This window comes from Caproicibacter fermentans (assembly GCF_014303955.1).
Taxonomy (GTDB): Bacteria; Bacillota; Clostridia; order Oscillospirales; family Acutalibacteraceae; genus Caproicibacter; species Caproicibacter fermentans.
The window spans coordinates 1246283-1271030 of sequence record NZ_CP060286.1; the positions used below are offsets into that span (position 1 = coordinate 1246283).

Here is a 24748-nt window from a genome sequence, read left to right on the forward strand (position 1 = left end):
TCATCCCTTCCTTAACTTCAAAACTACCTGCTGCAATTCGTTCCGGGTTTTTCGCGCATGTTCAGCAGGAGACGGGACCTTACCCTGAAAATACTGGTTCACTTCGATTTTCTCCGTCCTGCCTCCGTCTTCTCCAGAGGCTCCGCCTGCCGTGCCGCCCGGATAGTCTGCGGGTATTGGATAATCCCCATATGCCGCGGCCATTGCCGCCCGCACCTGCGGGCCTGTGTCTACCGATGGAATCGCCGCCGTCATTGCCTGCATAACCGCTGAAATATTATCAGTGAAGCCTTGCCCGATTCCGAGCGCAATATTTTTCCCGATGACATCGGCAAACAACTGTGATGGGGAATGAATCTTCAAATGTGATTTGAAGCCGTCAACGATCCCCTGACAGAAACTCGAAATCCGATCATGAAGCCAATCGACAGCTCCCGTTATGCCATCCCAGATACCGTGAACAATGTTCTTTCCGATGTCCAGCATCTTTCCTGGGAGCTCCGACACGAATTCAATCACTTTACTTACGAACTTTGGGATCTCTGTCTGCGCTGTCGTAACCAAATTCCCAGCCCATTGAACGACTTTTGAAACCACGTCTGTTAAGAACGTCCAAATTTTGCCCGGAAGTTCAGAAAAGAACGTGCCGATATTACTAATCAAAATTGGTATTTGCGTGCGTACCGTATTAAGCATGTTTGCGCACCATTGCCCGATATTCGTTACCACCTGCACAAGAAACGCCCAAATTTTGCCCGGAAGCTGTTGGAACCACTGGATAATCCCGTTGATTATTTTCGGCAGTTCCGTTGTGACCCAGTTCCACGCATCCACCCCAAAATTGACAATCGACGCGAGCAACTGACCGATTGCGTAGCCGATCCGGTATGGGAGTTCATTGAACCACTGGATCACTGACTGAATCCATTGCGGGATTGTCGTCGTGAAGAACGAAATTATCCCATTCCATAGGTCTGTGAAGAACTGCCCTACCTGCGTCCATAGATTTGACCACCACGCCGGAATACCCTGAAAGAATGAGACAAGGCCATTCCACGCTTGAGGAATGGTGACGGTAAAAAATCCTACTATCGCATTCACTACTGTAGAAATAACGGTCTGTATCCCGTTCCAGATATTCGTTACTGCTATCCGGAAGCCTTCGTTTGTGTCCCAAAGGTGTTTTATGCCTAATACTAATAGGACAATGGCCGCTATGATTGCTAACACCAGTGCAACCATCGGATGTGCCATTAGAAGGCCTACGCCTTTTGTGATCCCCCCTATGCCTTGTGTTATTTTTCCTATTAAGATTAGAAGGGGACCAATTGCGGCAACTACTCCGGCCACGATTAGAATTACTTTTTGAGTAGCCGGTGAAAGTGCTGAGAATTTGCTGACAAGCTCCGAAACACTTTTTGCTATCTTTGTGATGGTCGGCGCAAGTATCTGCTGAATTTTAATGGCTGCTGTTTCAAGAGCACCTTTCATTTGCTCAATTGCGCCCTTTGTGTTTCCCTGCATGGTATCAGCCATTTTTTGGGCCGCTCCATCGGAATTTTGCAGGGAGGTCGTCATCTCGTCAAGGTTCCCCTTCCCATCTTTCAGGAGTACCTGCATCCCGGAAAGGGCATTCGTCCCCATAATCGTAGCGATGACCTGATCTCGCTGCTGTCCCGTCATTCCCGCGGTTTTCTCTCCAAGTTCACCAACAATTTGAGACAGCGGCTTCATTTTGCCCTGCGCGTCGTATGCGTTGAATCCGATCTCCTTCATGGCCGCCGCCTGTTCTTTTGACGGGTTCATGAGGTTAGTCAGCGCGCCGCGCAAGGTAGTACCGGCCTGTTCGCCTTTGATCCCTGCGTCCGCCATTTCGCCTATTGCCGCTGTGACAGATTCCAAGGACCACCCAGCGTTTTGCGCAACAGGCGCAATGTATTTCATGGCGTCGCCGGTATCCGCGACGGCGGCATTGGTATTCGCTGCGTTTTTTGCGAGGACGTCCGCGACGTGCCCGGCGTCGCCTGCGGCAAGGTTGAATCCGCGAAGCGTTGAGGCCGCAATATCCGACGATGTGGCAAGGTCTTCTCCGGAGGATGCCGCCAAGTCAAGCATACCTGGCATAGCCTCCGTAATTTCCTTTGTCGAGAAACCAGCGGAAGCAAGGTTTTCCATGCCTTCCGCAACCTCTGAGGCGCTGAAAGCCGTGTCCTGTCCGAGTTGAAGCGCCTGATCGTTCAATGATTTCAGGTCGCTTCCCGTCGCTCCTGAAATTGCCGAAACCCTCGACATCTGCGCTTCATAGTCGTCCCCGGTTTTAACTGCTGCGGCCCCAATTCCAGCTATAGCACCGGTTACAGGCAGGAGCTTTTGCCCTACTCCGCTGATTGTACTCCCGGCGCTGCTGATTTTTGATCCGGCTTCCTGTAAATGTATTCCGAGGACGCTGCCCGTTTCCTTTGCCTGCTTCTCCAAATCCTTTAGCTGGGATTCAGTCTTTTCAACTTCCCGCTGGAGTGCCCGGTATTTATCCTCTCCGAGCGTGCCGTTCTGCATCTGCTCCTGTGTTTGCTTTTCTGCTTCCTTCAAAGTAGTAAGTTTATCTTTTGTATTTGAAATTTCCTTCGCAAGCAGCGTTTGTTTTTGCCTCAGCAGATCGGTATTCGTCGGATCGAATTTTAGTTGCTTATTGACTTCTTTTAGCTCGCTTTGCAGGCTGCGCCCTGTTTTTTCAACGTCTTTCAGAGCGGTTGTCAGGGGCCCGGTATTCCCTCCGAGTTCAATAGTGATACCCTTTATGTTGTTCGCCATATTTTTTCACCACCTAAAAATGGGCGCAAAAAAGCAGCTACCGCAAAGCGGCAACTGCTTTATGAGGTTAATTTTTTTTACTTATTCAGCCTTTTGGTTCAGTTTCTCAATATTTTTGTTCAGCCGGTTCAACTGGTTCATGATGATCCAGTTTTGTTCAACAAGTGCGGAAAGATACGTGACTTTCGCCTGCTCTCCTGCATTTGCAAAACTAAGAGCCATTCCTGCCTTTAGAAGGCCGTTACCGGCTAAATCAGATGCGACCTGCTTCACGGTTTCAAGGTCTTTTGGATCGAGCTCATCAATGTGATATTTTTCCTGAAACTTCTGTAATTGTTCTTGCTGTTTTTCTTCTTTCGGCTTCCCACCAAACATGATTCACACACGCCCCTTTCAAATCTTAGTTCTATTATAGGCTAATCGTGTGTTATGTCAATGTTTTCCGAAGTGCTTGAGAAGGGCGTTCCTGTCCGGCTCCGTTTGATCGTGTAGCCAACAATCGTTTAGATATTTTCTACCGCTTTCGGTCTGCTGGCAATTATAGACTACGGCGTCATGCAAAAGCGCCCAAAACTCAAATACCGTCAGGTTCTCCAGCCTGTCAAAATCGTATCCGGTATAATCCCTAACTGTTTTTTCCTCTAATGTATTTGCTTCATAGTGCCCCTTACTTTCCCCTGTTGGAGCGTAAGGGATTTTCAGTTTGGGTCGTTCTGTTTGGTCTGGTTCATCCAGTCAAAAAAAGCATTTAGCAGCCCGATCATTTCATCAAAGTCCATTGCTTCCACATATTCGTTTGGTACTTTGTACCCTGATTTGTTTTTATTTAGCATTTTTCTGATGATGTCTCGGAGTTCTGCAATTACATTTTCGACTGTCTTTGTTTCTCCACTCTCAGCCTCTTTTGTTGCTTTTACCGCAATGTCCATCATTTCGCGCAACATTTTAAGCCGAGGCGGTCCTACCTCAACAACCGTGGTGTGTTCTTTCCCGTCTTCATCTTCTGCCGTGAGTTTTACCGAAAAATACCTTCTTGCGATATTTGTAATGTCATACATTTTCGTCCACCTTACGCTTTCGCCGTGACGGTTGCTGTCCCGGCCTTTTTGACCTTGCCGCTCCCGTCAACCTCTGCAATAACGATTCCGTCCCCGGTCGTTGCCGTGATTTCAGCCGTTCCGTCCCACGCCGTATATGCGCTCACCGTCGAGTTCAGGGACGGCATAGACACGGTTTCCGCTGTGTAATACTTATAACTGTTTCCGGACGTCAGGGCAGGGGATACGGTAATTTTCGTCTTTCCCGATGTCGTCCCCGCTGCCGATGTAACAGTCAGGACGCCCAGCGTTTCGCCTGTCGGATCGGTGACGTCCAGCAGGCAGAGCGTTCCTTCCGTGTCGTTCGGTTCTGCCGTAATCTCCGGCTCCAGCGTTGTTGCGTCATCCGGCGCATACTGCAACGATAGGCCGCCCGTGTTGGTGCCGACGATAGTAATTCGCACGTCCCCCAACTGCTTATCCGGATGGACAAAGCGGAAAAGGTGCTTTTTCCCGTCGTCGTTTTCGATTCCGCCGATCTTAATCGTCCGGCCGCCGTCCCTTTCCGTTATGCGGCAGGTCGAGCATAATGCGCTCAGTTTGCTATACGCCCATGCGATCAGCCCGAGTTTGAACGTGACTTCCTCCTCGGTCAATGTCGTGCGTTTCACTTTCCCCATATCATCAGTGAAACTTTTGGTTGTGGCCTTATAGGTCAGCGTCGCGCCTTTTTGGATAAAACCGAGACGATTCTCCGGCGTCTCTATCGCGTCGTCTTCCGGGATTTCTCCGGTATATGCAGTTTCGTAAATGAAGCCCGATCCTACCGGAATCCCAAATTTTTCAGAAGCAGCCATCTAAATAACCTCTCTTTCCAAAATGTCAAAATTGTAGACCGTCATGAAGCATTCTTCATCGGTCAACCATTGCTTTTCCTTTGTGTACTTGATCGCCTGCGTATCCAGCAGCGCCTCCAGCATCTTATTGTCTTCGCTGGTTTCGGAATACCGCTCCACGCTCAGGGAATGATTTCGGGAAAGGTTTTTCATATCCCCGCCGCCTCGCTCCGAATCGTCCAGATACACAATGTAAGGCATTTCCGGCACATCTTCACCCGGAGGAAACGCCGTTTCTGCCACCGGCTCCCCGGCCTGCTCCAGCCATGTTTTAATGTCCATTCTGCACTACCTCCAGCACCCGGAGCTCAAACGCCGCGTTTGCCTTTTTCTCGTTCTTTTCGATGTGCGGGAACGCCCGTGTTCTCCCGCCTCCGCGTTTCGCATGGCCTCTTTCCAGCAGATGTGTTAAGCGGTATTCCTGATTGTGGATCACCGTTCGCTTTTCCACCGGGTTTTCAAACGCCACGGTTACGCGCCATCCTTTTTGGTATTTACCAGTTGGCCCTACCGGACTATCCGCTTGCAGGCTTTCCCGGCACTCTTTTGCCGTAATGTCTTCCGCCTGTTTAATCCCTTCGGTGACTTCCTGAGTGTATTCCTGCAAATTGCGGACGATTTCGGCGGCGAGGTCGTCAACCGGAATCGTTGACATCGGACATCACCCCAATCTTTCGGAGCGTCAGAACCGTAGCGGGCGGGTTCGTGTCGTTCAAGTTCTGGAGCTGTTCAATTTTGTAACGCACGCCGGAGATTACCACATTGTGTTCCGGCGTAATTGAAAATTGCCTGGGGACCTGAATCAGCCGGTTGATTTCGGTACTGGCCGCGCGGGCAGCGAAAAATCGCTTGAATCCGGCCACCCGATCCCCAAAGCATAGTGTCATGATCTTTTTGTCAGGTTTGTTTCCCTTGACTGTATAAACTTCGCAATAACCGTTGTTGAATGTTAAAAACTCTGTCGGCGTCTGAATTTTCATTCCGGAACCACGGCCTTTCCCGCGCGTACCGCCTGAAATCCCTCGTTGATTTCAACAATCAGAATCTCCCGCCCGGCCCCTGCCGGGATGGTTTCGCCGTTCCATGCGGTCCAGCCGCTCCCCGGCGCACAAACATCCATTTGTTCCGGCAATTCTAATTCCGCTCCAACTGCATAGACATAGCTGTCCCCACTGTCCGGCATCGGCGTCACTTTCGCAACAACTCCGCTGTCGGAAGCTGATAACTGTACCGTCAGATCGTCGATAATCGCCGCCTGCGTCCTGAGATAAAGGTCTGTGAGCTCCGCCTGAAAATTCTTTTCAAAGACTTCCAATGCCTGCGAATTGGCATACCGGCAATAATCATAAAGCAAGGACCGCGGAAGGTCCTCAACCGTAAAATCGAGTGAAGCGCCCGCAATATTTTGTAGGCGCTTCATCCCGCGGTCGATGTATCCTTTGACCCTTGCATCCGTTTTGTCGTCCTGCCATGTAATGCTTAGATAGTCCTTTATAGCCTCCAGCAGAGCGTCAGGGGGCCCTGTGCCCGTCTCTGCCATAGTTCAACGCTCCTTTACGACGCCTGCTCTTTCGTCTTAACCACGCCGTCCACGGTCCCGACGTTGACTTTAAGGTTTGTCGGCGTCAACCCGGAAATGTCCGCAACAACAAAGGCGTTATTGTCGAGCGGGCGGCCATTGCCATACAACTTCGTAAGATAGGTGCGTTCGTCGTCAAGGAAGCGAAATTCGTCGGAATATTCGATCCGGCCTCCGCTGCCTCCTTTGCCGACGCCCATGAAATAGCGCGCGGCAAGCCCGAAAATTGCCTTGCCGTCCGGTACGTTTTCGTCCTGCACAATCTTAGAAGGATAGGGGAGGACGTTGTTTACATACGTTCCGTTCGGCGTCAGGAAGGTTGTAGCAGGCATGATTTTGTCGAAATACTCTTTCGAGTTCACGACAACAAGAAGCTGCTGGACCGCGCGCGATCTTCCGTTCGGGCCTGTTGCGATTGTTTTCGCAATGCCGCCGATGGTCTTCGGAAGCAGATCGGTAATTACAACGGCCTCCTTATCCGGATATACGCCGTCCACGACCGGAGCGTCGTCTGCTACATTTTTCAGCATCCCGATAGGCTGATCTTTCCCCGTGCCTGCAACAATTCCCTGGCAGAGGCCCGCGCCGTTGGCCTCAACCAACACCGCGCGGACATAAGCGTCCATCCACGCCGGGCCTGCGTCGAGCATGTCTTTGGAAATAACCATGTACGCGGTCAGTTTGTTTGTTCCGAGGTCGATTTTCCCGATTGCTCCATCCAGTTCTTTAGTGATCGCGGAGCCGAGCGGCCCCCATACGGCAAGCTGGATTCCCTTTTTGTTGACAATGAATTTCGTCAGTGTGGCCGTATTCTGCATGTTGATTGCTTCCAGAAGCGGGAACTGCGTCTTGATGTCCGAAAGCACGGAATCTATTACGGTCTGCGGGAAAGCATTTTCCTCCCCTTCAAATGCCTGCCGGACATCCGCTGTTTCGGCGCGGACCGCTTTTGCAAGCCGCTGGTAGAATTTTGTCTCCTTCTCCGTCAACTGGCGAACGCCGCGCTGCGCGAGGATGGATGTATCCTGCGTCTGCTGGAAGGACTTGAAGTCATTCAGCATATCCTCCTGAATCCCGACCGCAAATTCTGTAAGCGCCTGCGTAATGGCGGAAGGGTCTTCACTTTTCAGGGCATCCTCAAATTTAGTTTTGAGTTCCTGAGAAACAACATCTTTCGATTTCATAATTATTCTTTACCTCCATTTTTTCTAAACGCCGTCATCAGTTTTTCGGCGTTCGTTTTTTGTGCTGCGAATTGTTTCGGCACTTCCGGGATTGCTTTTCCTCTCAAAAATGCCATCATGGTTTGCTTCGCCTGTTCAAGGTGCTGATTTGCGGCTTCTGTTGCCGGGTCTTCTTTGCTGGCGATTTCATCCGCAAGCCCATACTGCACGCACTGTTCCGCTGTCAGCCAAGTTTGGTTATCCAGCAGTTGATTCAGCGTTTCCTCGGTGAGCTTGTTTCCAGCCTTTTCAAGGTAGCTGGAGCAGCTTGCTTTGTCGATCACGTCAACATCATTTGCGGCTTTTCTCAGTTCGTCCGAAGTCCCATACGCGCCCATAGAGGCGTGATGAATCATCATGAGGGTATTTGTCCCCATTATGACCTTATCCCCGCACATGGCTATAACGCTCGCAATAGAGCAGGCAAATCCGTCAACATAAACGGTTTTGTATGCCTTGCTGCGTTTTAGCAAATTGTAAATCCCGAGGCCCTCTTTGACTTCACCGCCATAGGAATTGATGTAGATATTGATTGCATCGACATTCCCCGCGGCCTCCAGAATTTCGCGGATATGGTTTGCTGATGTATCGCTCGGCTGCTTCTCTCCCGTCCACCAGTTTTCGCTATCGCCCTCGACATCATCGTAAAGATAAATATCAAGGGTATTTGCTTCCTGTTTTGCCGCCCAAATAGTCCTAATCGGTTTCGTCGTTTTCACCCCCTGTTTTAGCTGGCGGACTGTCCGCCAATGCTTCATAGTTCTTAGTCCGGACATACTGCTTACTCCACCACGTGTTTAATGGCGCATCTCCGATCTTCTCCCTGATTTCGTCCACATTGTAAATGCTGTCTGAGATCAGTTTGTCGGCCTGATTTGCAATTGAGAATATATCAATGTGCTTAATGCACGTAGTGTCAACTCTGAGATAGGTTCCGGCGAGAAAAGCGGTTTTTCCATACCGTTTGCGGTTGATCTCCGTCTGAATCAGATCGACAAGAGGATCAACGCATACGGTCAGGAGTTCATCTACCACCTTTTCCATATCGGCAATGTCTCCCTGCAATAGGGCAGGAGGCATCCGGAAAGCCTGTGCTGTCCGCGACATGGCTTCCTTTGTTATGTCTGATATGTCTTTAACCTCGCTCGTTGATTTTTTACTACCTTCGCCTGTGATTTCCTGATACTCTATACCTTTCGGCAGATCAACGACGGCGTTTTCAGCCTCGAAATAAGCCTTGAATTTGTGATTGAAAAGGTTTTTTAACTGTTCCTGAAACTTTTTATCTCCGCCGTTTGTACGGTCAATTTTTGCAACACCTTTGCGGCCACCTGCTCGCTTGTATTTTCCAACCGCCATGTTGAGCAGATCGGAGTAACCGTCCATGAGTTGCGAAAGCAACGCCCGGATGTCCTGATTATTCAGCTTAAAATACAGGACGTCCGGCATGTAAAAGGTCTTGTCGAATTTCAATGTCCCGCGGGTAACTCCGGTAAAACTGTTAGGGTAAACGGCGTACTCGTTTTGTGTAAAATCTTCTGCAATGATAAGCTGGCCGCCTACTTCGACAACCAATGCCTCATTAAAAAACAAGAGCCGAGAAATCAGCTCTTGCATAAATTGGCTGCTGTTTTGGTTGACGTTCGGCTCGACATTCCAGAGGTAATATTCATCCGCTTTTTTCTTTTTGCCCTTAATGTAAGTGCAAAACTCGCACTTAGCGATAAGTCCGGCAAGCATGTTTATTGCCATCTGGATTGAAAAATCTTCAATTGCGAGCTTGCATTTCTCCGCTTCCAGTTTTTGGTTGATATAGACCGTCGATTTGTCCCCGAAAAAGTCCCGGAGGAAATGTATAATGTTCAATCGCTCGCCCCCTCTCAGTAGGTATGAACTTCAAAGTCCCCGTCGTAATATTCTTCTCCGCTGTCCTCCAGATCGTCACTGGCGCTTACTGCGGCGACAAAGGCCATGAAGCCATCTGTTTTTCTGGATACTGCCTCTTTTTTCTGGAATATCATGTTTCCGTCTTTGTCTTTTGAAATACAGGCGTTGTATGTGTACCAGTTCATCAGGGGATTGTCTCCCCACTGAACTTCCTGTTTGTTGAATGCGCTGATAATAACCGGCGCATACCGCATTTGCGTGACGCGCTTCATCAGCAGAATGTTATTTGCTCCGCCTTTGTCAGTGTCGAATCCGACGTCTTTTAAGGCTTTTGTCATCAGCGTAAACCGGAAGTTATCCATTCCGATTTTCGTAATGTTGTAAATTTGGCCCATTTGCTGGAGCCATTCCGCTGGCATACTCGGCGGTACTTCCGGACCATCGACATACTCTAAAAGATTTTGCTGCTCCCATTCTTGCAGCGGAGCCTTTATTCTCGGAAGGTCCTTACTGGATTTGCAAATCCATGTATGCGTGATCCAGAGGTATTTCCCTTTGTATCTGAAAAGGAGCCCTGCCGCGATAAAGTCCCGCGTATCGGCGTAGTCAATGGCTCCCACGCAATCATAGCCGGTCAGATCCGGAAGCGGCTTATTTGCCGCCTTTATGTTTTCCCAATCGGTTACGCTCGCGTCTTCATAGGTCTGCGGCAGGTTCATCCGCTTTGTGACAAAATCGGAATTTGCAGTAGGATTTATTTTGTAGTCGGCATATTCGATCTCCATTTCCTGCTGGAGCGTTGGAAGGAACACATAGGACGGGTTTGCTTTCGGCCACATTGCCGGATTGTCAACTTCTTTGCGGTCATCCAACCTGCAAATAAACGGCAGCATCCCATTGTCTCCGATCCCGCCGTAAAGGATCTGCTCCGCCCGGACCTTCATGTCGTCGAGTGGACCACCGCGGACGTTTCCGTCCGTCGTTATGATCGTCTGACGCGGCATTGCCTTTTTCCCGAGGCCGGTTTTCGCCGTTCCAATCAGTTTGTAATTTTCATAGGCGTGCAGTTCGTCAAATACAACCGCTCCCGGCCTGCCGCCATCTTTCGTTTTTACGCCTGACGTCCGGTAACGGATTTTAGAGCCTGTTTTTAGGTTTGTAATACATTCGAGGTTCCAGTAAAAATAACGCTCCAGTTCCGCCTTGTTGTTCTCCAGAACCGCCCGCACGTCATCCGGACTGGTCCTCGCCTGATCTTCCGACGTTGCGAAAATATCCACATGGTAATCTTTTATCCCGTTGATCGGAGTGATCCAGCAGAAGGATTCAAACGATAGATAGCCATTCTTCCCAGCTCCGCGTCCGACGAGGATAAATAAAAGCGGCCACCTGAGAATACCAGGTGCCCGGTATGTGCAATTGTGAAGTGCGAAAACAAATTTTTCCCACTTTAATAACTCAAATGGAAAATACTTTTGCTGGTTCAAATATCGCTTTAGCTGCTGTTCGTCAACATATATTTTTTCCTCTCTGAAACATTTTTCAACATAATCGCAAAGGGCGAGCTGATCCTTGCATACTGGAATTTCCCCGGAGCGTACAAAATCAATATACTGCTGTATCTCAGCCGAGATCGTGATCGACATTATCCCCGGCACCGCCCACAACCGTTTCCGTGCTCAGGCCCAGCGTATCCAGTATGGCGATCATCTGCCTACTGTAAAGCAAAGCGTTCTTTACGGACGGATTATCTTTTTCGTAATCCTTCCCCGCCGCGGAAACTGCCGTGTAAGTTCTGCCCTTTTTCCGGATGTCTGCCTGCATTGCCCGCTCCTGTTTCCACATCCAGCAGTAATCATCAACGAGGCTGCGGTAAAGATCGACATCGGCCCCCTTTGCTTGAAGCTGTTTTAACAAGGAATCTTTAATTTTGGTGACGCTTGCCATGTCTGTACCGCTCCCTTTTTTGCTCAATTTTTCCCTCACGCGCGCGAGCGCCCGGTTTTGTTGACCCTGTTGCCCGTTCTCCCGTGTGCCGACCGCTTTTCAAATTTTCCGACCGGGGGGATTACCACCGTTCGTCATTCCACCTATATTTTTTCGTGTGGTGAATTTCGTAATGACAATTATCACATAGTGCCATGCAATTACTTTTCGTCAGCGCAAGCCACGGACATTGACGTACTGTCTTCACATGATGCACCGTTGTTGCTGGGACATAAAGACCTTTGGCCTTGCATAACTGGCACTCATGATGCTGTTCCTTTAGGACCTCTGCTCTCAGGTGTAACCACGCATGGCTGATATAGAAAGCGTGAAGGTCGTCCTTCGCTATTAACTGAGGAATCCATATCATAAGCTCTGCTGGCGTGTATGTTCTGTAACTGCATGACATTGTTATCAACCCTGAAATGATATAAGAAAAGCGCCCGCTCTAAAGCATGGCGCTTGTTCTTTCGTGACTTATTCGATTGCTTTTGTAAGCTCTCTTGACCTCGATTTTATTTCTTCTTTGCGTGCATTATATTCATGCACCTTTTCGGTGTACTCTTTATCCGTCAGATCCTTAGTGAATTCTGCTGGATACATTTCCTTTTGCCTGCGTATCAGCTTCCGGATTGTGGTATCCGTTGTTAATATTACATATTTCTTTCCACACTTCGGGCAGCGGAAATACGTCTGCTCTATGTCGTCCTTCACCTTTTGCTTTTTTATTTTTATTTTGGAATCATTGAAATTGAACCCGCATATATCGCACTTGATTCTTGTGCCTTTGCTCATAATACTACCTCACGTCTTATACGGAAGGCCGCACCACCGGAAGCAGCGCGGCCTTATTTCCCTGAACCCATATTCTTACGCTATCAGTATAACACGGCTTTTCGTTCTTGTCTGTCTACTTTTTTTTCAAATTGCATATAAAGCTGGTGCTCCGAAAGATAGAACCGCAAACTCTCCGATTGCTTTATTCCGTTTGTCGTATAGTGTTTGCCGAGTTGAGCAGCCGAAGATTTCACACATTTCATCTTTTCCCTTTTCTTCGATGTACCAAAGGGACAATATTTTTTTGCTTTCTTCTGGCAATTGGTTTATTACGTCGTCGATCTCTTTAATTTTAGCTTTAGTAATTGCTATGTCCTTTTGGATTTCAACGAGGTCCAGACAGTCAGTCATTGTGTTATTTACCATCCCGCCCGAAACATAAGGCTTTGCCGGATCAATGGCTGATGGAGGTTTCGGAGCCCCGGAATCAAGCAACCGGTTTTGCCTTTGGTTGAGATTGTGCAATGCTTTGTCGAGGTTCTTCCGGTTTGATAGGTTTTTTTCAGCCTCTTTGAAATAATTCATTCTTTCAGCCTCCCTTCTAATTCAGCTATGAGATCGGCGGCCTCGCGGCAAACCCCGCAAATATCGAAAGAGGAACCATCATTGCCCTGCTCGAAATCGGTAGCTATGGCCCTTAACTGCCTAATAATTTCCTGCTCCGGTTCCGCCTGTTGCCGCTGTGCTTGTTCTGGTTCTCTCTGCTCAGGCTGTGGTTCCCATTCCGGATGCCTTGCTTTATATTCCGCCGATTCCGCAAGTTCCTCCATGCCGTCTGGAAGATCGCTAATTGTCTGTTCCTCTTTGGCCTTTTCCCGATGCTCCTTTACGTCTTTTATCTCAATCGAACCTGATTCCCGGTATTTCTGCATTTCTCGGCCCTGCTCCTGCTCCGGCAGCCTTGAAAGCTCATATGCCGCCGTCGCGTTGATTTTACCGGCTTTAAATTCTTCCTTGAAATCCGGGGAAAGGTTTTTGTTTATGCTTTCCATGCGGCCCATCTGAGCAGGCGACACTTTCAGCATGTCGGCAACGATTTCCCGCATCCGCCCTTTGAATTTATACCCGTTCTGTTTAAGCTGGAGCAACAATTCCTTGATCCGCTTTGCCTGATACGTTTTTTCGTAATCCGTCAAATCACGCGCTGTCGAATTGGCAAAGAGCAACTGCAATTCCGAAATGATCGGATCGTTTGTCTTCTCGATTTTGCACGGAGCCGAGGCATATTCCGTTTTGCCTTGCTGTACCAGCAGTTTCAGCGCCTCCAGCCGACGTTCACCGCTGACGAGCTCATATGTTCCCGGTTCTGTTCCTTCCTTGACGACCAAATTATGCAGCAGCCCCACCGTCTCGATTGTGGCCGCCAAATCTTCAATATCCCGAATTCCGTATTTGTTATTTTCCGAAGGAATTATTTTATCAATCGGAATATTTCTGATTTCATCGTCCCGCTCCGTTTTTGGAGCTTTCGGCGCTTCTGCCTTTGATTGACTGTTCAAAAGGTCCGCCATACTGAATTTTGACATCGTATCCGCTCCTTTCGATTTGTGCTCTTTTCGGTCACGTTTCGCTTGCCCGGACGGAATCCGGAATATTACTGAATCGCTGAATAGCCGTGTCGTAGGTATTGTACTTCATTTCATCTTCCGCCTGCTGCCAAAGGGCCCGGTACTGCTTTTCGGGGATCGCCTCTTTTACCAGCCGCACGAAAATTTCCGTCTCCTGATTTTTTGCGATCTGATTTGCGGTTTTCCGGAATCCCTTTAGCTCGCTGATCTGCTTCTGCTTGATTGCTAATGCCTGCGTCGCCTGAATCCGCCATTTGTTCGTTTTGAAGTCCGGCCTGTACTCTGATTTGAAAATTTCAAGCTGTTTCATAATGTCCGTGATTTCTGCTTTTAGGTCCGCTATCTTGCGGTCGTAATAGCAAACGTCATACTCAAATTCGTAATGACACTTCGGGCAGACAAGATGAACCGGCTTCGGGTTTCTCCGGCTATCCAATCGCTCCGCCTCTTTTCTCCAGCCCCAGGTATTCATCAACCAGCGAGACGTAATCCCGTGCCGCTGTGCTGTTTTTGGAATATTCCTGCAATGGTTCCCCTGAGAAGGTCGTTTCTCCGACCTTTACCGTGTTCCGGATCACCGTCTGAAATACCGGGTATTTTGCTTCCCGCCGCAAAAGCTCTAATCCCTGCGTATTGATGTTGTTCCGCTGAAACATCGTGATAAAGCAGCCCGCGAAGTTTAGCCGCTCGTTTGCCTCTTTCACTTCCTCGACCTGCTCCGCGAGGACGTCGAGCCCGTCAAATGCGAATTTGTCGATCTTCACCGGCACTAACACGTCATCCGTAATCATCAGCGCGTTTATGACGCTGATGTTGACGTCCGGAGCATTGTCAATAAGGCAGTAATCATAACGACCGGTTACGGATTTCAGAGCCCTTTTGAGGCGCGTCTGCTGCGGTCGCGTCGTATCAATCAGGGCCTCTTTATTCGCTCTGAGCAGGCTCATGTTCGCGGGCAGGACGTCTAATCCGCTGTATTGCGTATGCTTGATAACGTCCGCTGCGTCAATGCCCTTGACCGTCAGAATCTCCGCCATGCTGGGATCGTCGTCGCTATGGAGGCTGAAAAACTTCGTACTGTTTGCTTGTTTGTCATTGTCGATCAGAAGGACCCGCTGTCCATGCAGGGAAGAAAGCACGAAAGCGATATTGATCGCGCTGACGGTCTTCCCGACGCCGCCTTTCAGGTTAATTATGCTGATCGTTGTCATTGCCCGCTGGCCTCCTTCTGTTTTTCGGCCTCTTGTGGCTCTGGCAGTTCCACAATTCGCCCTTCCTCCGCCTCTCTGATGATCTTCGGAACCAGCTTGTAGAGAATCACGGCATACTCTTTCGCCGCGAGCGCGTCCCGTAGGCGCTGGAAAATGTCATCCATCCTTTTCACGCTCCATTTCGTCCCGCAAATCCTGTTTGATGTAATAATCCCGGTTGAACCGTCTGCAAAGCATTTCGCATGTCTCCCCGAATTCTTTCCAGTCGATTTCAGAAGGCATGTAATTCAATTTCCCGATTTTGAAAAAGTCGATGAAATCGGCCTTTTCGATTGCTTCATACACCGTCTGAGGGTCGAATACCGGCTCGAAGCTCGCCCAGGTCCTTATTCCGCGCTTTTTGGCATCGTAAAGAGATATTACCCTGTCTATGTAGGCGCTCGCGCCCGGCTCGTTTTGGAGCGTCTGCCTTGCATTTCCCGCAATCGTAACGCCGAACCGGTCCCCGCTGTCCAGTAAATCAAAATCCCGCTCCGCCCGAATTCCGCCTTTCGTCAGAATTTGGACATGGTTCCCGCTGTCCTTGATCGCTTTGATAACCTCCCGCGTCGGCGTCGTGTCCAGCAGCAGGGGATAAGGGTCGCATGAAAAGCAAAGATGAATCGTTCGTCCCTTCATTTCTTTTCGCTCCAACTGCCGTCTTACCGCTTCGACGATTCCGGGGCGGGCCGCTGGGTTGTTGAATGTGCAAATACAGCCTTTCGGCGTGTATCGCTCTTTCATTTTTCGTGCGAAGCAGTAAACGCATCCATGATTGCAGCCGGTATAAATATTCACGGCCAATTCCCCATACTCGCGGGCGCGGCCTTTTGGCTCATAAATTGGATTATTCATCGTGAACCTCCTGCAATTTCTCCGCGAAATACTTTTCCCAGCACTCGAAGGCGTCGCGTTCGTCCCCGCACCTTTCGGCCTCTCCATTGCATTCCGGCCACTCCGGATCGTCCGGTCCCTCGGCAGGGCATCCGATTTCCGAAAAGAGCCTCTGACAGGCTATATCCAGCAGTTTTTTATTTCGGTCGCGTTCTTCGACGGCCTGATTGTATTTCTCCAGCAGACAATCAATTTTGCACCCGTCGCGGCACTTCTGGAGCTTGTGAATCTCTGCCGCCGCTCCCGTCAGGATAACCCGGATGATTCCGCGGAGCGTGTCTTTGTTTACGCTCATGAGCGTAGCGCCGTTGACGATCAGGTTCATCAGCCGCGGAGATTTCAGCGCATCTTCACCGAGTTTGTCAAGCCGTTTCAGGTCCTCGCGGTTTCGCTCGATCTTAACCTTTTGCATCACTTGTCAACCTCCTTATAATTTTCGCGGTCGAACTTTATTCCGAGCTGGTCAATCAGCAGCCGGTCCATGTGCTCCCAAAATATCGGATCGCCCTTTTGGTCGTCGGAAAGTCTGCTGATCCCGTCGATTACTGCGTCCAGCCTTCCCGCTCCGAATCCAAAATCGTTGTGAAGCACCGCGCAAAGCAGTTTGAACCACCGGCGCATTTCTGCCAAGCTGCGTCTGTCGCTGCCCGCTATGACATGCGCTTTCATGGTCTGCCTCCCAAATACTGCAAAATTACCTTTGACGCTGCCTCCCAGCCGTAGCAAACCGCTGTGAAATATCCTTGCCGTTTCAGAGCGCCCAGCCAATGCTTTTGATTTTCTGTCGGTTTGTTCCGGTCAACCTTCATTTCGATGTAAAGCCCGTGATAATCGCTGCGGGGAACCGGCAGGCAAACGTCCGGCACACCCGGCTTTAGGCCCTCTTGTTTCATCCGTGCGCCCGCGCTGCGGGACCGTTTGCCTTCGTTCGGAATGTGATACATCAATTCCAGTTCCGGGTATTGTCCCTCCATGAATTTAGCCCAGCGGAAAAGGCATATCTGCGTTACGCTCTCGCTTTGGTGTGTCGGATACAGCATGTTCCGCTCTCCTTTCATTGCCCGCCGCCTCGAACGCATAGACAAACGCATCCACCGCATCATTGCGGCGCGGCGGTCTTATGTCGCATAATGCGGAATGATCCGGCGCTGAGGCAAGGTCTATTCCCCAATCTGTTGCCGTGCTTTCAAAGCCTTTCCAATGAGCCAATATGTAAGATAGGCGTTTCAGCCGTTCCGCCTTTCCCCATTGCAGTATTCTTTGAAAATGGTTTGTCACCGTGCATTCCTTTACTACCTTTTGCATGATCGCTGCCCTGTTTCTCCAAGGGTACGGCTCCATGCGCTGAAAAGCGTCATAGGCTTTTTCATAAGATTTCAAAACACATTTACTTGCCGCCCATGTTGCGGCGGCGGCTTCATTCCTCTGTATGCCCTGCGCCATGAGTAGACGCATGAATCGCTTTTTCTTCATCTCCGCTCGCTTCCTATTACGGTAATCCCGTTTATGATTTCTTTTCCGGTCGCAACCGTGCGGCCAAACTCGCGGAGTGCTCCGTCGCTGTCTTTCCAGTCCGGCAGGAAGTACACGGCGTCGCAAGCGTCCAGCATGGCGCACGATATTTTCAAGTAGCTTTCGTGTGAGAACCCGCGCGGCGGCAGAATGGCAGGGGACATAACGATAAATCCCGCCGCCTCTAATTTCCGCTGTGCGCGTTCAAATTTTTCCCGATACTTTGGATCGCCTGTGATTTTCCCCGAAATGAATACCGTCTTGATCTGCTTCATGCCCTTTTGTCTCCCTTCAAAATGTCAAATATTGATTCCTGCCCGTCTATTTCCTCGCTCTCCGCTGGCAATGTGGCAGGCGCTCCTTCCTCCGGGGCCTGATTGCCCCAACAGTCCCAGCCCTCGGCGGTTTGCCGTGCAAATAGCTCTATACGTGTACCCCCCCCCCATGAGATCGACAATCTTTTTCCGGACTATGGGAGGCTTTGCCGAGTGTCTGGCGAGTGGTGCGAGGACCAACTGACTTACGCCCGCGCTGATCCGTTTTGGTTTCCCTTTTACGGCGATAAGGCACGGCTCCGTATTCCCGCGCGTCCAGCGTCCCAGCCCAAAGAAAAAGCCCTTTCCGGTCCGGTTTTCCTTCACCCATTGGAAACCTATCGTTTTGTAGGCAAACCCCCACGCTGAAATGACCTCCAGCGCCTCACGGAGCATCGGATATGTAGTCCATAGAAACAGGACGCAATTTTCGTCCGCGATCCGCTCGACCGGCAGGCTGCATATATCGTCTAATTTCATAGTCGGATAATGCCACTCGCACGCGCCGTGACATTTTTTGTCCTGATAACTCCACGGAGGATCGGCGTATATGATTTTGTACTTTTTGTCTGTTTTGAAAATATCAACGTACAAGAGTGTTACCCCCCCCCGCCATAAGCAGAGCTGTCCTTGAATTTCTTCCTCTTTTTTCGCCGGTCCATCATCAAAGGCGTGCTCAATCCGCCGCTGTGACATTTCCGCGTATTGAGGATTTATTTCGATCCCGATGTAGCCCCTTCCCGAGAGGACCGCGGCCTTTCCGGTCGTTCCCGCTCCGAAGAATGGATCAAGCACGGTCCCGCCCGCTGGACTTCCGGCCAATATGCACGGAGTAATAAGCTCGACCGGGAACGTTGCGAAATGTGCGCCTTTGAATGGCCGTGTCGATACGGTCCAGACATCCCGCTTGTTCCTTTTGGCGTGCAAAGCATAGGCGTTTCCGGATTTGGTACGGTAAAACGATTCCGGATCTGCCGTGTACTTATTCCCGCCATATCTCGGCGCTGCGGCCTTCATGGTCCCGTTGGTCTTTCCAGGCACCCGCGAGCTTCCAACCTGATTTTGTACGTCCTGATTCAGCCTTTCAATCGTGCTCTCCGCGACCGGCTCCGCTATGGCCTCGGCGTCGAAATAGTACCGCTGTCGTTTGCTCAGGAGAAATATGTACTCATGGGATTTCGTGCAGCGGTCCCGGACGCTTTCCGGCATCGGGTTTGGTTTCTCCCATACGATGTCCTGCCGGAGATACCAGCCGTCCGCGCGCAAGGCAAATGCAAGCATCCACGGAATCCCGATCATGTCTTTCGGTTTGCAATTTCCCCAGCCGACGCGAGCGGTCGCGCCCTGGCCGATCATTCCTCGATTTGTTCCCTGCTTGTAATGGCCTGCATTTTCCGGATACTCCGCGCCGCCTTTCCTGCTGCCCGCGTAACTGTCTCCGATATTGAGCCATAATGTCCCGTCGTCACGAAGAACGCGCCATACCTCGCGGAATACCATCACCAACCGCGAAACATATTCCTCCGGGGACGCCTCCAAACCGATTTGACCGGCAATCCCATAATCACGTAATCCGTAATAGGGCGGGGAAGTGACGCAACAATTTACTGTCCCGTCCGGAATTTGCCTCAGCCCCTCCGCTGCATCCGCCACTATGATTTTTTGGATCATCTGTTTTCACCAGTTTTCTTTTAGGTCATCCTGTCCGCTGTCCGAAATGCTTTCGATACATTCGGCAGTAAAGGTAATAACCGCCGATCTGTTCGTTGTATTTGATTTCGCAAGGGTAATCTTCGCTGTACGCATAGCCCTTGTATTTCCGCTCGAATATCTCTTTTAGGCGGTTCCGGTCGCGTACCATTCTTTCCACCATTGACCTTGTAAATTTTGAGTAGCTTCCTGTCGGCTTGTGCGTCCACGGTTTTAGGCCCTGACTTTGGCCCCATCGTTTTTTCCCTTTTGGATTTTTGATTATGTACGTCGCAAGTCCCGTCAGTCCACCAAAGTCTTTGATTACCAGTCTTCGCGTTTGCGGATATTCTCCGCCGTGCCATAGTTCTTCAATTTCATCACGATCAACGTCTCCGCCCATGATAATGTGCAAATGGTATTTTACTTCTGGTTCTCCTTTTTCGGCGCGGCCCGGTTTTGATTCAATAACGTAAATATATTTCAATGGTTTTTCCCCGCGCTTTTTTCGGCGGTAATTGATCCGCGCTATGAAGTTTGTCACCTGCCGTTTTGCGTCTTCCTCTGACGGCGGCTGCCGTTCATTGTCCCACCCGAAAGTTCCCCAAATGTCATTCATTGTAAAATTCGCATTTATCAGTCTGACGATCTTCTTTTTTGCATTCTTCTCATTAAGGTTTTGCTGTTCCTCCCTGCTGGGTCTGTGCTTCTTTGCCCGAATAAAGTCCTTGCGATTCAAAAATGATAGGAACGATTGAATTTCAATCATTTCCCCGGCTTTTGTTGAAACCGTCTTTTGCAGGCATTTAATGTCCCTTCCGATCAGCTCCGCATCCTCCGGTACGTCCTCAGAATAGACGGCTTCATAATCGTAATTGTCATAAGGCACCTTCGACGTCTCCTTCGCGCTTTTCTCAGGTTTCAAGGAAAAGATAATACCGATTACAAGCCCGACAAGCGCCACATACCGGCGCTTTTTTTGATTGACTTTCAACGCCGCGGTGATATAATATAAATGAAAAGGAAATATCCCGGCGCGGCGAATTTCTTAGAAAGCGGCGGCCTGCTTCACGGGCAGGCCGCTTTTTTCTACCCATTTCTGCATTGGATCAGCTTTGTTTCGTCTCAATTGGCATAATGAGGCCGACAAGATCGTCAAAATAGAAAACAAAAACAGTCGGCACTTGCATGACATCCTCTTTCAGTGGGGAATAGAGCTTGTAAATGAATTTGTCTCCGAACAATTTGAGATAATCGTTGTTCACCATCAGGCGGCATCCAGTTTTGTCTTCCAATACGGCACCGAGGCGATCCCCGGAAGGTTTGTAATACTTTACGTGCGCCTCCGGCTTGTTCACGCATTGCCTGCCGCATTCGACGATCTCGTTGATAGCTTGCGTCTTCTGCATCTTTTCCTCGGAAAGGTTTACGTCGTCTGAATCGTAAAGGACGGCTGCGATCCCGTTAGTCAGCCAAAGCTCGGTTGTGTCTGAAACGCTTTCGCGTATGTATCCGCCGTTGTGGAGCAGGCCGAGCAATAATTTATCCATGCGCTTGCGAAGTGCAACAATGTCTTTATTCCGGTTGTCGATCATTATTTCTGCGCTCCTTTCTGCCTATCGGTGCTGCGGATGCACACCGCGCAATGCTGATTTCATCCGACATCCGCCCGCACTCCCGGCAATGTGACATACAGATTAACGCTCTGTGAATTGGACAATGGACCCACGAATTAACTTCCTGAACCGATTTCCCGCATACCGGGCACGTTGTGTTATTGTAGATTGCCATATCTAAGAGACTGAGATTGAAGAATTAAGAGTGCAAAGCGGGCGGACCCCGCCGTTGCCGTAGCAGGCGTCGTAGCCGTACAGCGCGCCATCGGAGTAGACGATCCGGACGTTGTACGCGTATCCGTTCGCCGCTGTGGACCATGGCGTGATCGTCCACCACCAGTCATTCAACGAAGCAATCAGCTTCCGGTATTTCCGGTACTGCTCGCAACTGATAAGGCCGATCCTATCCGTGCTCTTGCCGTAATCGTCGAGGCCGTCGTCCGCTGTCAGGTCAAGCTCCATCGGCAGGAGGGCATCTTTATCCGCTCCGGCCTTAACGAGCTTTTCCAGAAACTTTTCATTCAGGAACTTCCGAAGGGAGCTTTCCTTCCAGTCGTTGTGATTGTCCTTGTCAAAGGCTTTGTCTCCAATGCTTCCGACCGCCAAGCAGAGCGCCCGGCCCTCCGCCTGTTCAAGTACCTGCCAATTCACGCCGCCATAGGTAAATGTTTTCCCCGGTTGAACCTCTTTGAGCTCATTCATTGTTTTTTCTCCTTTATAAAAATTTTGGTTTACTGACATAACGCCAACTTTGCGGGGCCCGTATCAATCCAAAGTCTGAAATCGGCTTCGGGGCGCTGTACCGGACCACCTGCGCGAGAAACCACGCATAGACTTTCCGCCCTTTTGCGTAATCGGTGATCTCCTGCACGCTTAAAAGGCTGAAACCCGTTACGGCGCTGAAATCGTGCAGGTAATCCACGCAATAACAGACGCATTCTCCGGTTACTGCGCCGCATCCTCCCTCGGATTTCGTTTCGTAAAGGAACGTGTGAAACGGGCATCCTCGGCGCGGCATACTCTTTCGGATGTCCGCCGTCTTTTCACCGTTCAGGATCTTCCGGTTCCAGTAAGGGTTTAGGCTCAATATTACATTTTCCGTCGTTTATCACCTCCCCCGTGTAGCGGTTCCGGCCCTGTCGCTCCAGCGTGTCGCCAATGCTGCGGCGGCCCTTCGCGTCCAGCCGGTCGATAAACCGCGTCCATGCTTCCAGCGGATTTTCAGTTTCGCATCCTGCGAGGCTTTCATCCACCGCGGCGTCTATGTATCCCGCGAGTTCCGCCCTTTTCATGGCCTCCGCCTCCTTCAAAATGTCATTTGCTCGCCCGCTGTGGCGTCTTTCAACAGTTCCTTCTTGACTTCCAGCCTTTGCAAGATCTTTTCTTCATCCTCATTGGTAAACCACTTTTTGTAATGGTGCATTTCCAAATCATCCAGACCATCAAAGCCAATTTCCAAGATTCTCTTTTCAAGGCGGCACTTTTTGTCGTCTAAGGCTTTATTCCGCCTTTCGTGCTTTTTAGCTTTTGCGGCCTTTTGCTGGTCACTGGCATGGATAACCTCTATACCTTCCTGAATATCTGCTAAGTCCTGCCTCAGATCGCGCACGTCGCGGCTCTCCGCCCTGAAATTCAAAAGCTGGATTGAAAAGTTCTGGTCATTGCGAAAGTCCCAGCGCTGCTTAAAATTAAATGATTCCGTCTTTTCTTTGATAATTCTCCATTTTGCATATTTGATGATTGCCTCGCAAATCGTCAAAGAAGCCGGATGGTCGAGCAACTTGATCCCTTTAGTTGCCGTTGTAATGACCTTATCCGGGAATAAGCCTTCGCCTTTTTCTGTGCGAGTAACTATTCGGTCGTAATAAACATTTCCCTTCTGAGGCAAAATTTCAGTCTGAAGGATAGGGCAGCGCCCGTCTTGCGAATAGCACGTCCTGGCACAGCCCACCGGGTCGTACTGGATATACCATTCTTTGGTTGTACGGCAATACCAACAGCAGTTTTTGCAGACACGACCATGATGGAGATCAAAAAAATTTGCAAATAACCGCTCTGATTCGTCCCATACCTCCCGGCTTGCTTTTTCTATGCTGCGTTCGTAGGAATAGGGTTCATTAGTTGAACGGCAGGCGCACATATACAGTTTTTCGGTTGCACGGCTACTCATGGGATGATCCCTGAGTAATTCATGGTTCAACTCGCATGGCTCCGGTCTGCAATATGGACATGTAATTTCTGGATTTCCATTTTCTGGCGTCCAGTCCACACCTGCAAAAGAGGTTGTTCCGTTCATAAAATGGCTTCCCTGAACCAGTAGACCGCACGGCGTCTTAAAAACCAAATTTTTCAGGTATTCTGGAGCGTATGTAAATCCTCCGTAGAACCAATTGTAAGGTTTTACATAATCAGGGAACCTCTCTCTGGTGTATCCCTCCGAGAAAAGCCGTTTCGTCAGTTCATTAGGTTCATGCTCTGGCTCCGTCCACATGTTTCATATCCCCTGACATGGAATCATGCCGAAATGCTCTTTCATGGTGTCTCTCAACCCGTCAGCGGTCAGATCGTACTCTTTGCAGATGCAGGATTCACAGACAGGGAATTTGTATTTCAGCGCCTTGCTGCATCGTTGATCCCATGTGTTGATCTGCTTCCCGCAAGAATGGCAATGCAGATCAAGCAGTCTGAAAATTCTTTGCCCTTCGACCGGATTGTCGATAATTTCGTAATCTTTAAGTCTGTGCGTTTCCTCTGGCGTCATTTCTGCACTACCTCCTTTTCAAACTTTAATTTCATCTGCTCTGGATATAGGTCAACTGACGGTTTCCTTTTTCCCGTCCAGCGCAAGCCTCCAGCCTCTCCGACGCATTTATAACCCGCCGCCTTGACGCTTGCCCCGTTTTCAGATTTCAGAATGTAGGTGATAACCTTTTTGTATCCCATTGCCCGCGCTGCTCTCCATGCCGCGGCGTAAAGCATACTGCAAGCATTCCGCGTTCCATCTGTGCAGAGCCGGGTAACTTCCAGCGTCCACCCATCATCAAGGTATCTGGATACGGGGCGTCCAACAATTGCCACTCCGACGATCTTTTCGCCGTCCGTACAACCTATTGAAAATTTGTGCCCTACGACCGGCCTATGGTGCCGATGGTATCTGCGAACGAATTCATTTGCTTCCGCAAGAGAAACGGGTACGATGTCAAGGCTCATTCGGACCCGACCTGAAACTCACATCCTGCGATTTTAGACATGAACTTCCGCGCCTTTTCCTGCCCGGCCTCTGTGTATTCGGGATAGCGGATACGGGCCGCTTCAAACATGTACTCCATCAGACCGGAGGCGAAAAGCTCATAGGGCGTATAGGCGGTATGGAAGTCCGACCGGTTCCCGTCGTACCCGTTGTATAGATTGAATGCAAGGCGCGTCACCCGCGCGCTGGTGCTGGTCTGCCACGGCTTGCGAATCGCATTGAACCGCGGGCAATGCTCCGCAAAATTGTAAATGTCCTTGATATTGTGGCGCGTCGTAGCCGTCAGGCCGAGCGCGTAAAACATGGCCTCGCGGTACGGATCGTCTTTCGTGCGGGTTTCCGAGATCATCCGCTCATAGAAAGCCTTGTGTTCATTGTCGAGGAAGTTCATAATTACCC

General features: G+C 50.0%; 36 protein-coding genes and 1 pseudogene. All 37 read right to left on the bottom strand.

Annotated features, from left to right (window positions below; translation table 11 throughout):
* Positions 1 to 2811 carry a phage tail tape measure protein gene (locus HCR03_RS06145; RefSeq protein WP_187037130.1) on the bottom strand — a complete coding sequence of 937 codons (2811 nt, stop codon included), beginning with the start codon at positions 2809 to 2811 and terminating at the stop codon, positions 1 to 3.
* An 81-nt stretch (positions 2812 to 2892) separates the two neighbouring features.
* Positions 2893 to 3186, bottom strand: coding sequence for a hypothetical protein (locus tag HCR03_RS06150; protein ID WP_187038182.1), 294 nt, complete (start codon positions 3184 to 3186; stop codon positions 2893 to 2895).
* Between the two features lie 323 nt (positions 3187 to 3509).
* Complete coding sequence (locus HCR03_RS06155; protein ID WP_187037131.1) at positions 3510 to 3869, bottom strand: hypothetical protein; 360 nt, start codon at positions 3867 to 3869, stop codon at positions 3510 to 3512.
* An 11-nt stretch (positions 3870 to 3880) separates the two neighbouring features.
* Positions 3881 to 4705, bottom strand: a complete 825-nt coding sequence (locus HCR03_RS19710; RefSeq protein WP_228725122.1) for a hypothetical protein — start codon at positions 4703 to 4705, stop codon at positions 3881 to 3883.
* Complete coding sequence (locus tag HCR03_RS06165; RefSeq protein WP_187037133.1) at positions 4706 to 5026, bottom strand: hypothetical protein; 321 nt, start codon at positions 5024 to 5026, stop codon at positions 4706 to 4708.
* On the bottom strand, positions 5016 to 5399 hold the full coding sequence (locus tag HCR03_RS06170; RefSeq protein WP_187037135.1) for an HK97 gp10 family phage protein: 384 nt from the start codon (positions 5397 to 5399) through the stop codon (positions 5016 to 5018). Before HCR03_RS06170 ends, HCR03_RS06165 begins: the two co-directional genes overlap by 11 nt.
* Positions 5380 to 5724, bottom strand: a complete 345-nt coding sequence (locus tag HCR03_RS06175) for a hypothetical protein (protein WP_187037137.1) — start codon at positions 5722 to 5724, stop codon at positions 5380 to 5382. Before HCR03_RS06175 ends, HCR03_RS06170 begins: the two co-directional genes overlap by 20 nt.
* Positions 5721 to 6284 carry a hypothetical protein gene (locus tag HCR03_RS19715; RefSeq protein ID WP_228725123.1) on the bottom strand — a complete coding sequence of 188 codons (564 nt, stop codon included), beginning with the start codon at positions 6282 to 6284 and terminating at the stop codon, positions 5721 to 5723. The genes HCR03_RS06175 and HCR03_RS19715 overlap by 4 nt, the downstream gene beginning before the upstream one ends.
* A 14-nt stretch (positions 6285 to 6298) precedes the next feature.
* Entirely contained in the window at positions 6299 to 7507 is a 1209-nt protein-coding gene (locus tag HCR03_RS06185) for a phage major capsid protein (protein WP_187037139.1), read from the bottom strand.
* Between the two features lie 2 nt (positions 7508 to 7509).
* Positions 7510 to 8265, bottom strand: a complete 756-nt coding sequence (locus HCR03_RS06190; protein WP_228725124.1) for a head maturation protease, ClpP-related — start codon at positions 8263 to 8265, stop codon at positions 7510 to 7512.
* Complete coding sequence (locus HCR03_RS06195; protein WP_267459220.1) at positions 8243 to 9286, bottom strand: phage portal protein; 1044 nt, start codon at positions 9284 to 9286, stop codon at positions 8243 to 8245. Before HCR03_RS06195 ends, HCR03_RS06190 begins: the two co-directional genes overlap by 23 nt.
* 140 nt (positions 9287 to 9426) lie before the next feature.
* The gene (locus HCR03_RS06200) at positions 9427 to 11079 is read right to left on the bottom strand and encodes a terminase TerL endonuclease subunit (protein WP_187037145.1); all 1653 of its coding nucleotides are present in this window, start codon (positions 11077 to 11079) and stop codon (positions 9427 to 9429) included.
* Complete coding sequence (locus tag HCR03_RS06205; protein ID WP_187037147.1) at positions 11057 to 11380, bottom strand: P27 family phage terminase small subunit; 324 nt, start codon at positions 11378 to 11380, stop codon at positions 11057 to 11059. Before HCR03_RS06205 ends, HCR03_RS06200 begins: the two co-directional genes overlap by 23 nt.
* A 121-nt stretch (positions 11381 to 11501) precedes the next feature.
* The gene (locus HCR03_RS06210; RefSeq protein WP_187037149.1) at positions 11502 to 11828 is read right to left on the bottom strand and encodes an HNH endonuclease; all 327 of its coding nucleotides are present in this window, start codon (positions 11826 to 11828) and stop codon (positions 11502 to 11504) included.
* Positions 11829 to 11896: 68 nt separating this feature from the next.
* Complete coding sequence (locus tag HCR03_RS06215; protein WP_187037151.1) at positions 11897 to 12214, bottom strand: hypothetical protein; 318 nt, start codon at positions 12212 to 12214, stop codon at positions 11897 to 11899.
* Between the two features lie 126 nt (positions 12215 to 12340).
* Positions 12341 to 12781 carry a DUF1492 domain-containing protein gene (locus HCR03_RS06220; RefSeq protein ID WP_187037153.1) on the bottom strand — a complete coding sequence of 147 codons (441 nt, stop codon included), beginning with the start codon at positions 12779 to 12781 and terminating at the stop codon, positions 12341 to 12343.
* A complete protein-coding gene (locus tag HCR03_RS06225; RefSeq protein WP_187037155.1) occupies positions 12778 to 13782 on the bottom strand; it encodes a ParB/RepB/Spo0J family partition protein in 1005 nt (334 codons plus the stop codon). The genes HCR03_RS06220 and HCR03_RS06225 overlap by 4 nt, the downstream gene beginning before the upstream one ends.
* A gap of 34 nt (positions 13783 to 13816) precedes the next feature.
* Positions 13817 to 14260 carry a hypothetical protein gene (locus HCR03_RS06230; protein WP_187037157.1) on the bottom strand — a complete coding sequence of 148 codons (444 nt, stop codon included), beginning with the start codon at positions 14258 to 14260 and terminating at the stop codon, positions 13817 to 13819.
* Positions 14253 to 15035 (bottom strand): ParA family protein, encoded by a 783-nt coding sequence (locus HCR03_RS06235; RefSeq protein WP_187037159.1) that lies wholly within the window; start codon positions 15033 to 15035, stop codon positions 14253 to 14255. Before HCR03_RS06235 ends, HCR03_RS06230 begins: the two co-directional genes overlap by 8 nt.
* Positions 15032 to 15199 carry a hypothetical protein gene (locus tag HCR03_RS06240; protein ID WP_187037161.1) on the bottom strand — a complete coding sequence of 56 codons (168 nt, stop codon included), beginning with the start codon at positions 15197 to 15199 and terminating at the stop codon, positions 15032 to 15034. Before HCR03_RS06240 ends, HCR03_RS06235 begins: the two co-directional genes overlap by 4 nt.
* The gene (locus HCR03_RS06245) at positions 15192 to 15929 is read right to left on the bottom strand and encodes a radical SAM protein (RefSeq protein WP_187037163.1); all 738 of its coding nucleotides are present in this window, start codon (positions 15927 to 15929) and stop codon (positions 15192 to 15194) included. Before HCR03_RS06245 ends, HCR03_RS06240 begins: the two co-directional genes overlap by 8 nt.
* Positions 15922 to 16380 carry a hypothetical protein gene (locus HCR03_RS06250; RefSeq protein WP_187037165.1) on the bottom strand — a complete coding sequence of 153 codons (459 nt, stop codon included), beginning with the start codon at positions 16378 to 16380 and terminating at the stop codon, positions 15922 to 15924. Before HCR03_RS06250 ends, HCR03_RS06245 begins: the two co-directional genes overlap by 8 nt.
* Entirely contained in the window at positions 16380 to 16637 is a 258-nt protein-coding gene (locus tag HCR03_RS06255) for a hypothetical protein (protein ID WP_187037167.1), read from the bottom strand. Before HCR03_RS06255 ends, HCR03_RS06250 begins: the two co-directional genes overlap by 1 nt.
* Entirely contained in the window at positions 16634 to 17008 is a 375-nt protein-coding gene (locus tag HCR03_RS06260) for a VRR-NUC domain-containing protein (RefSeq protein ID WP_187037168.1), read from the bottom strand. The genes HCR03_RS06255 and HCR03_RS06260 overlap by 4 nt, the downstream gene beginning before the upstream one ends.
* A 146-nt stretch (positions 17009 to 17154) precedes the next feature.
* On the bottom strand, positions 17155 to 17295 hold the full coding sequence (locus HCR03_RS06265; RefSeq protein ID WP_187037170.1) for a hypothetical protein: 141 nt from the start codon (positions 17293 to 17295) through the stop codon (positions 17155 to 17157).
* 142 nt (positions 17296 to 17437) lie between these two features.
* Positions 17438 to 17755 (bottom strand): DUF4406 domain-containing protein, encoded by a 318-nt coding sequence (locus HCR03_RS06270; protein WP_187037172.1) that lies wholly within the window; start codon positions 17753 to 17755, stop codon positions 17438 to 17440.
* 24 nt (positions 17756 to 17779) lie between these two features.
* Positions 17780 to 18490 (bottom strand): MT-A70 family methyltransferase, encoded by a 711-nt coding sequence (locus tag HCR03_RS19530; RefSeq protein WP_456236870.1) that lies wholly within the window; start codon positions 18488 to 18490, stop codon positions 17780 to 17782.
* A pseudogene (locus HCR03_RS06275) lies at positions 18473 to 19465 on the bottom strand (DNA-methyltransferase); the annotation flags it as partial. The pseudogene HCR03_RS06275 and the gene HCR03_RS19530, both read right to left, overlap by 18 nt.
* A gap of 25 nt (positions 19466 to 19490) precedes the next feature.
* Positions 19491 to 20372, bottom strand: a complete 882-nt coding sequence (locus HCR03_RS06280) for a hypothetical protein (protein ID WP_187037174.1) — start codon at positions 20370 to 20372, stop codon at positions 19491 to 19493.
* A 220-nt stretch (positions 20373 to 20592) separates the two neighbouring features.
* On the bottom strand, positions 20593 to 21078 hold the full coding sequence (locus HCR03_RS06285) for a hypothetical protein (protein ID WP_187037177.1): 486 nt from the start codon (positions 21076 to 21078) through the stop codon (positions 20593 to 20595).
* 198 nt (positions 21079 to 21276) lie between these two features.
* Positions 21277 to 21801, bottom strand: coding sequence for a DUF6273 domain-containing protein (locus tag HCR03_RS06290; protein ID WP_187037179.1), 525 nt, complete (start codon positions 21799 to 21801; stop codon positions 21277 to 21279).
* A gap of 13 nt (positions 21802 to 21814) precedes the next feature.
* Positions 21815 to 22186 (bottom strand): hypothetical protein, encoded by a 372-nt coding sequence (locus HCR03_RS06295; protein ID WP_187037181.1) that lies wholly within the window; start codon positions 22184 to 22186, stop codon positions 21815 to 21817.
* Positions 22143 to 22391, bottom strand: a complete 249-nt coding sequence (locus HCR03_RS06300; RefSeq protein WP_187037183.1) for a hypothetical protein — start codon at positions 22389 to 22391, stop codon at positions 22143 to 22145. The genes HCR03_RS06295 and HCR03_RS06300 overlap by 44 nt, the downstream gene beginning before the upstream one ends.
* 14 nt (positions 22392 to 22405) lie before the next feature.
* On the bottom strand, positions 22406 to 23395 hold the full coding sequence (locus tag HCR03_RS06305; protein ID WP_187037186.1) for a hypothetical protein: 990 nt from the start codon (positions 23393 to 23395) through the stop codon (positions 22406 to 22408).
* Between the two features lie 198 nt (positions 23396 to 23593).
* Positions 23594 to 23860, bottom strand: a complete 267-nt coding sequence (locus HCR03_RS06310) for a hypothetical protein (protein WP_228725127.1) — start codon at positions 23858 to 23860, stop codon at positions 23594 to 23596.
* A complete protein-coding gene (locus tag HCR03_RS06315) occupies positions 23857 to 24309 on the bottom strand; it encodes an XF1762 family protein (RefSeq protein ID WP_187037187.1) in 453 nt (150 codons plus the stop codon). Before HCR03_RS06315 ends, HCR03_RS06310 begins: the two co-directional genes overlap by 4 nt.
* A complete protein-coding gene (locus HCR03_RS06320) occupies positions 24306 to 24740 on the bottom strand; it encodes a DUF6075 family protein (protein ID WP_187037189.1) in 435 nt (144 codons plus the stop codon). Before HCR03_RS06320 ends, HCR03_RS06315 begins: the two co-directional genes overlap by 4 nt.
* Positions 24741 to 24748 lie beyond the last annotated feature (8 nt).

Coding starts and splice junctions, on each gene's coding strand:
- HCR03_RS06145 (WP_187037130.1), bottom strand. CDS start 2,811: ATGGCGAACAACATAAAGGGTATCACTATTGAACTCGGAGGGAATACC.
- HCR03_RS06150 (WP_187038182.1), bottom strand. CDS start 3,186: ATGTTTGGTGGGAAGCCGAAAGAAGAAAAACAGCAAGAACAATTACAG.
- HCR03_RS06155 (WP_187037131.1), bottom strand. CDS start 3,869: ATGTATGACATTACAAATATCGCAAGAAGGTATTTTTCGGTAAAACTC.
- HCR03_RS19710 (WP_228725122.1), bottom strand. CDS start 4,705: ATGGCTGCTTCTGAAAAATTTGGGATTCCGGTAGGATCGGGCTTCATT.
- HCR03_RS06165 (WP_187037133.1), bottom strand. CDS start 5,026: ATGGACATTAAAACATGGCTGGAGCAGGCCGGGGAGCCGGTGGCAGAA.
- HCR03_RS06170 (WP_187037135.1), bottom strand. CDS start 5,399: ATGTCAACGATTCCGGTTGACGACCTCGCCGCCGAAATCGTCCGCAAT.
- HCR03_RS06175 (WP_187037137.1), bottom strand. CDS start 5,724: ATGAAAATTCAGACGCCGACAGAGTTTTTAACATTCAACAACGGTTAT.
- HCR03_RS19715 (WP_228725123.1), bottom strand. CDS start 6,284: ATGGCAGAGACGGGCACAGGGCCCCCTGACGCTCTGCTGGAGGCTATA.
- HCR03_RS06185 (WP_187037139.1), bottom strand. CDS start 7,507: ATGAAATCGAAAGATGTTGTTTCTCAGGAACTCAAAACTAAATTTGAG.
- HCR03_RS06195 (WP_267459220.1), bottom strand. CDS start 9,286: ATGCTTGCCGGACTTATCGCTAAGTGCGAGTTTTGCACTTACATTAAG.
- HCR03_RS06200 (WP_187037145.1), bottom strand. CDS start 11,079: ATGTCGATCACGATCTCGGCTGAGATACAGCAGTATATTGATTTTGTA.
- HCR03_RS06205 (WP_187037147.1), bottom strand. CDS start 11,380: ATGGCAAGCGTCACCAAAATTAAAGATTCCTTGTTAAAACAGCTTCAA.
- HCR03_RS06210 (WP_187037149.1), bottom strand. CDS start 11,828: ATGTCATGCAGTTACAGAACATACACGCCAGCAGAGCTTATGATATGG.
- HCR03_RS06215 (WP_187037151.1), bottom strand. CDS start 12,214: ATGAGCAAAGGCACAAGAATCAAGTGCGATATATGCGGGTTCAATTTC.
- HCR03_RS06220 (WP_187037153.1), bottom strand. CDS start 12,781: ATGAATTATTTCAAAGAGGCTGAAAAAAACCTATCAAACCGGAAGAAC.
- HCR03_RS06225 (WP_187037155.1), bottom strand. CDS start 13,782: ATGTCAAAATTCAGTATGGCGGACCTTTTGAACAGTCAATCAAAGGCA.
- HCR03_RS06235 (WP_187037159.1), bottom strand. CDS start 15,035: ATGACAACGATCAGCATAATTAACCTGAAAGGCGGCGTCGGGAAGACC.
- HCR03_RS06240 (WP_187037161.1), bottom strand. CDS start 15,199: ATGGATGACATTTTCCAGCGCCTACGGGACGCGCTCGCGGCGAAAGAG.
- HCR03_RS06245 (WP_187037163.1), bottom strand. CDS start 15,929: ATGAATAATCCAATTTATGAGCCAAAAGGCCGCGCCCGCGAGTATGGG.
- HCR03_RS06250 (WP_187037165.1), bottom strand. CDS start 16,380: ATGCAAAAGGTTAAGATCGAGCGAAACCGCGAGGACCTGAAACGGCTT.
- HCR03_RS06255 (WP_187037167.1), bottom strand. CDS start 16,637: ATGAAAGCGCATGTCATAGCGGGCAGCGACAGACGCAGCTTGGCAGAA.
- HCR03_RS06260 (WP_187037168.1), bottom strand. CDS start 17,008: ATGCTGTATCCGACACACCAAAGCGAGAGCGTAACGCAGATATGCCTT.
- HCR03_RS06270 (WP_187037172.1), bottom strand. CDS start 17,755: ATGAAGCAGATCAAGACGGTATTCATTTCGGGGAAAATCACAGGCGAT.
- HCR03_RS19530 (WP_456236870.1), bottom strand. CDS start 18,490: ATGTCACAGCGGCGGATTGAGCACGCCTTTGATGATGGACCGGCGAAA.
- HCR03_RS06285 (WP_187037177.1), bottom strand. CDS start 21,078: ATGATCGACAACCGGAATAAAGACATTGTTGCACTTCGCAAGCGCATG.
- HCR03_RS06290 (WP_187037179.1), bottom strand. CDS start 21,801: ATGAATGAGCTCAAAGAGGTTCAACCGGGGAAAACATTTACCTATGGC.
- HCR03_RS06300 (WP_187037183.1), bottom strand. CDS start 22,391: ATGAAAAGGGCGGAACTCGCGGGATACATAGACGCCGCGGTGGATGAA.
- HCR03_RS06305 (WP_187037186.1), bottom strand. CDS start 23,395: ATGAACGGAACAACCTCTTTTGCAGGTGTGGACTGGACGCCAGAAAAT.
- HCR03_RS06310 (WP_228725127.1), bottom strand. CDS start 23,860: ATGACGCCAGAGGAAACGCACAGACTTAAAGATTACGAAATTATCGAC.
- HCR03_RS06315 (WP_187037187.1), bottom strand. CDS start 24,309: ATGAGCCTTGACATCGTACCCGTTTCTCTTGCGGAAGCAAATGAATTC.
- HCR03_RS06320 (WP_187037189.1), bottom strand. CDS start 24,740: ATGAACTTCCTCGACAATGAACACAAGGCTTTCTATGAGCGGATGATC.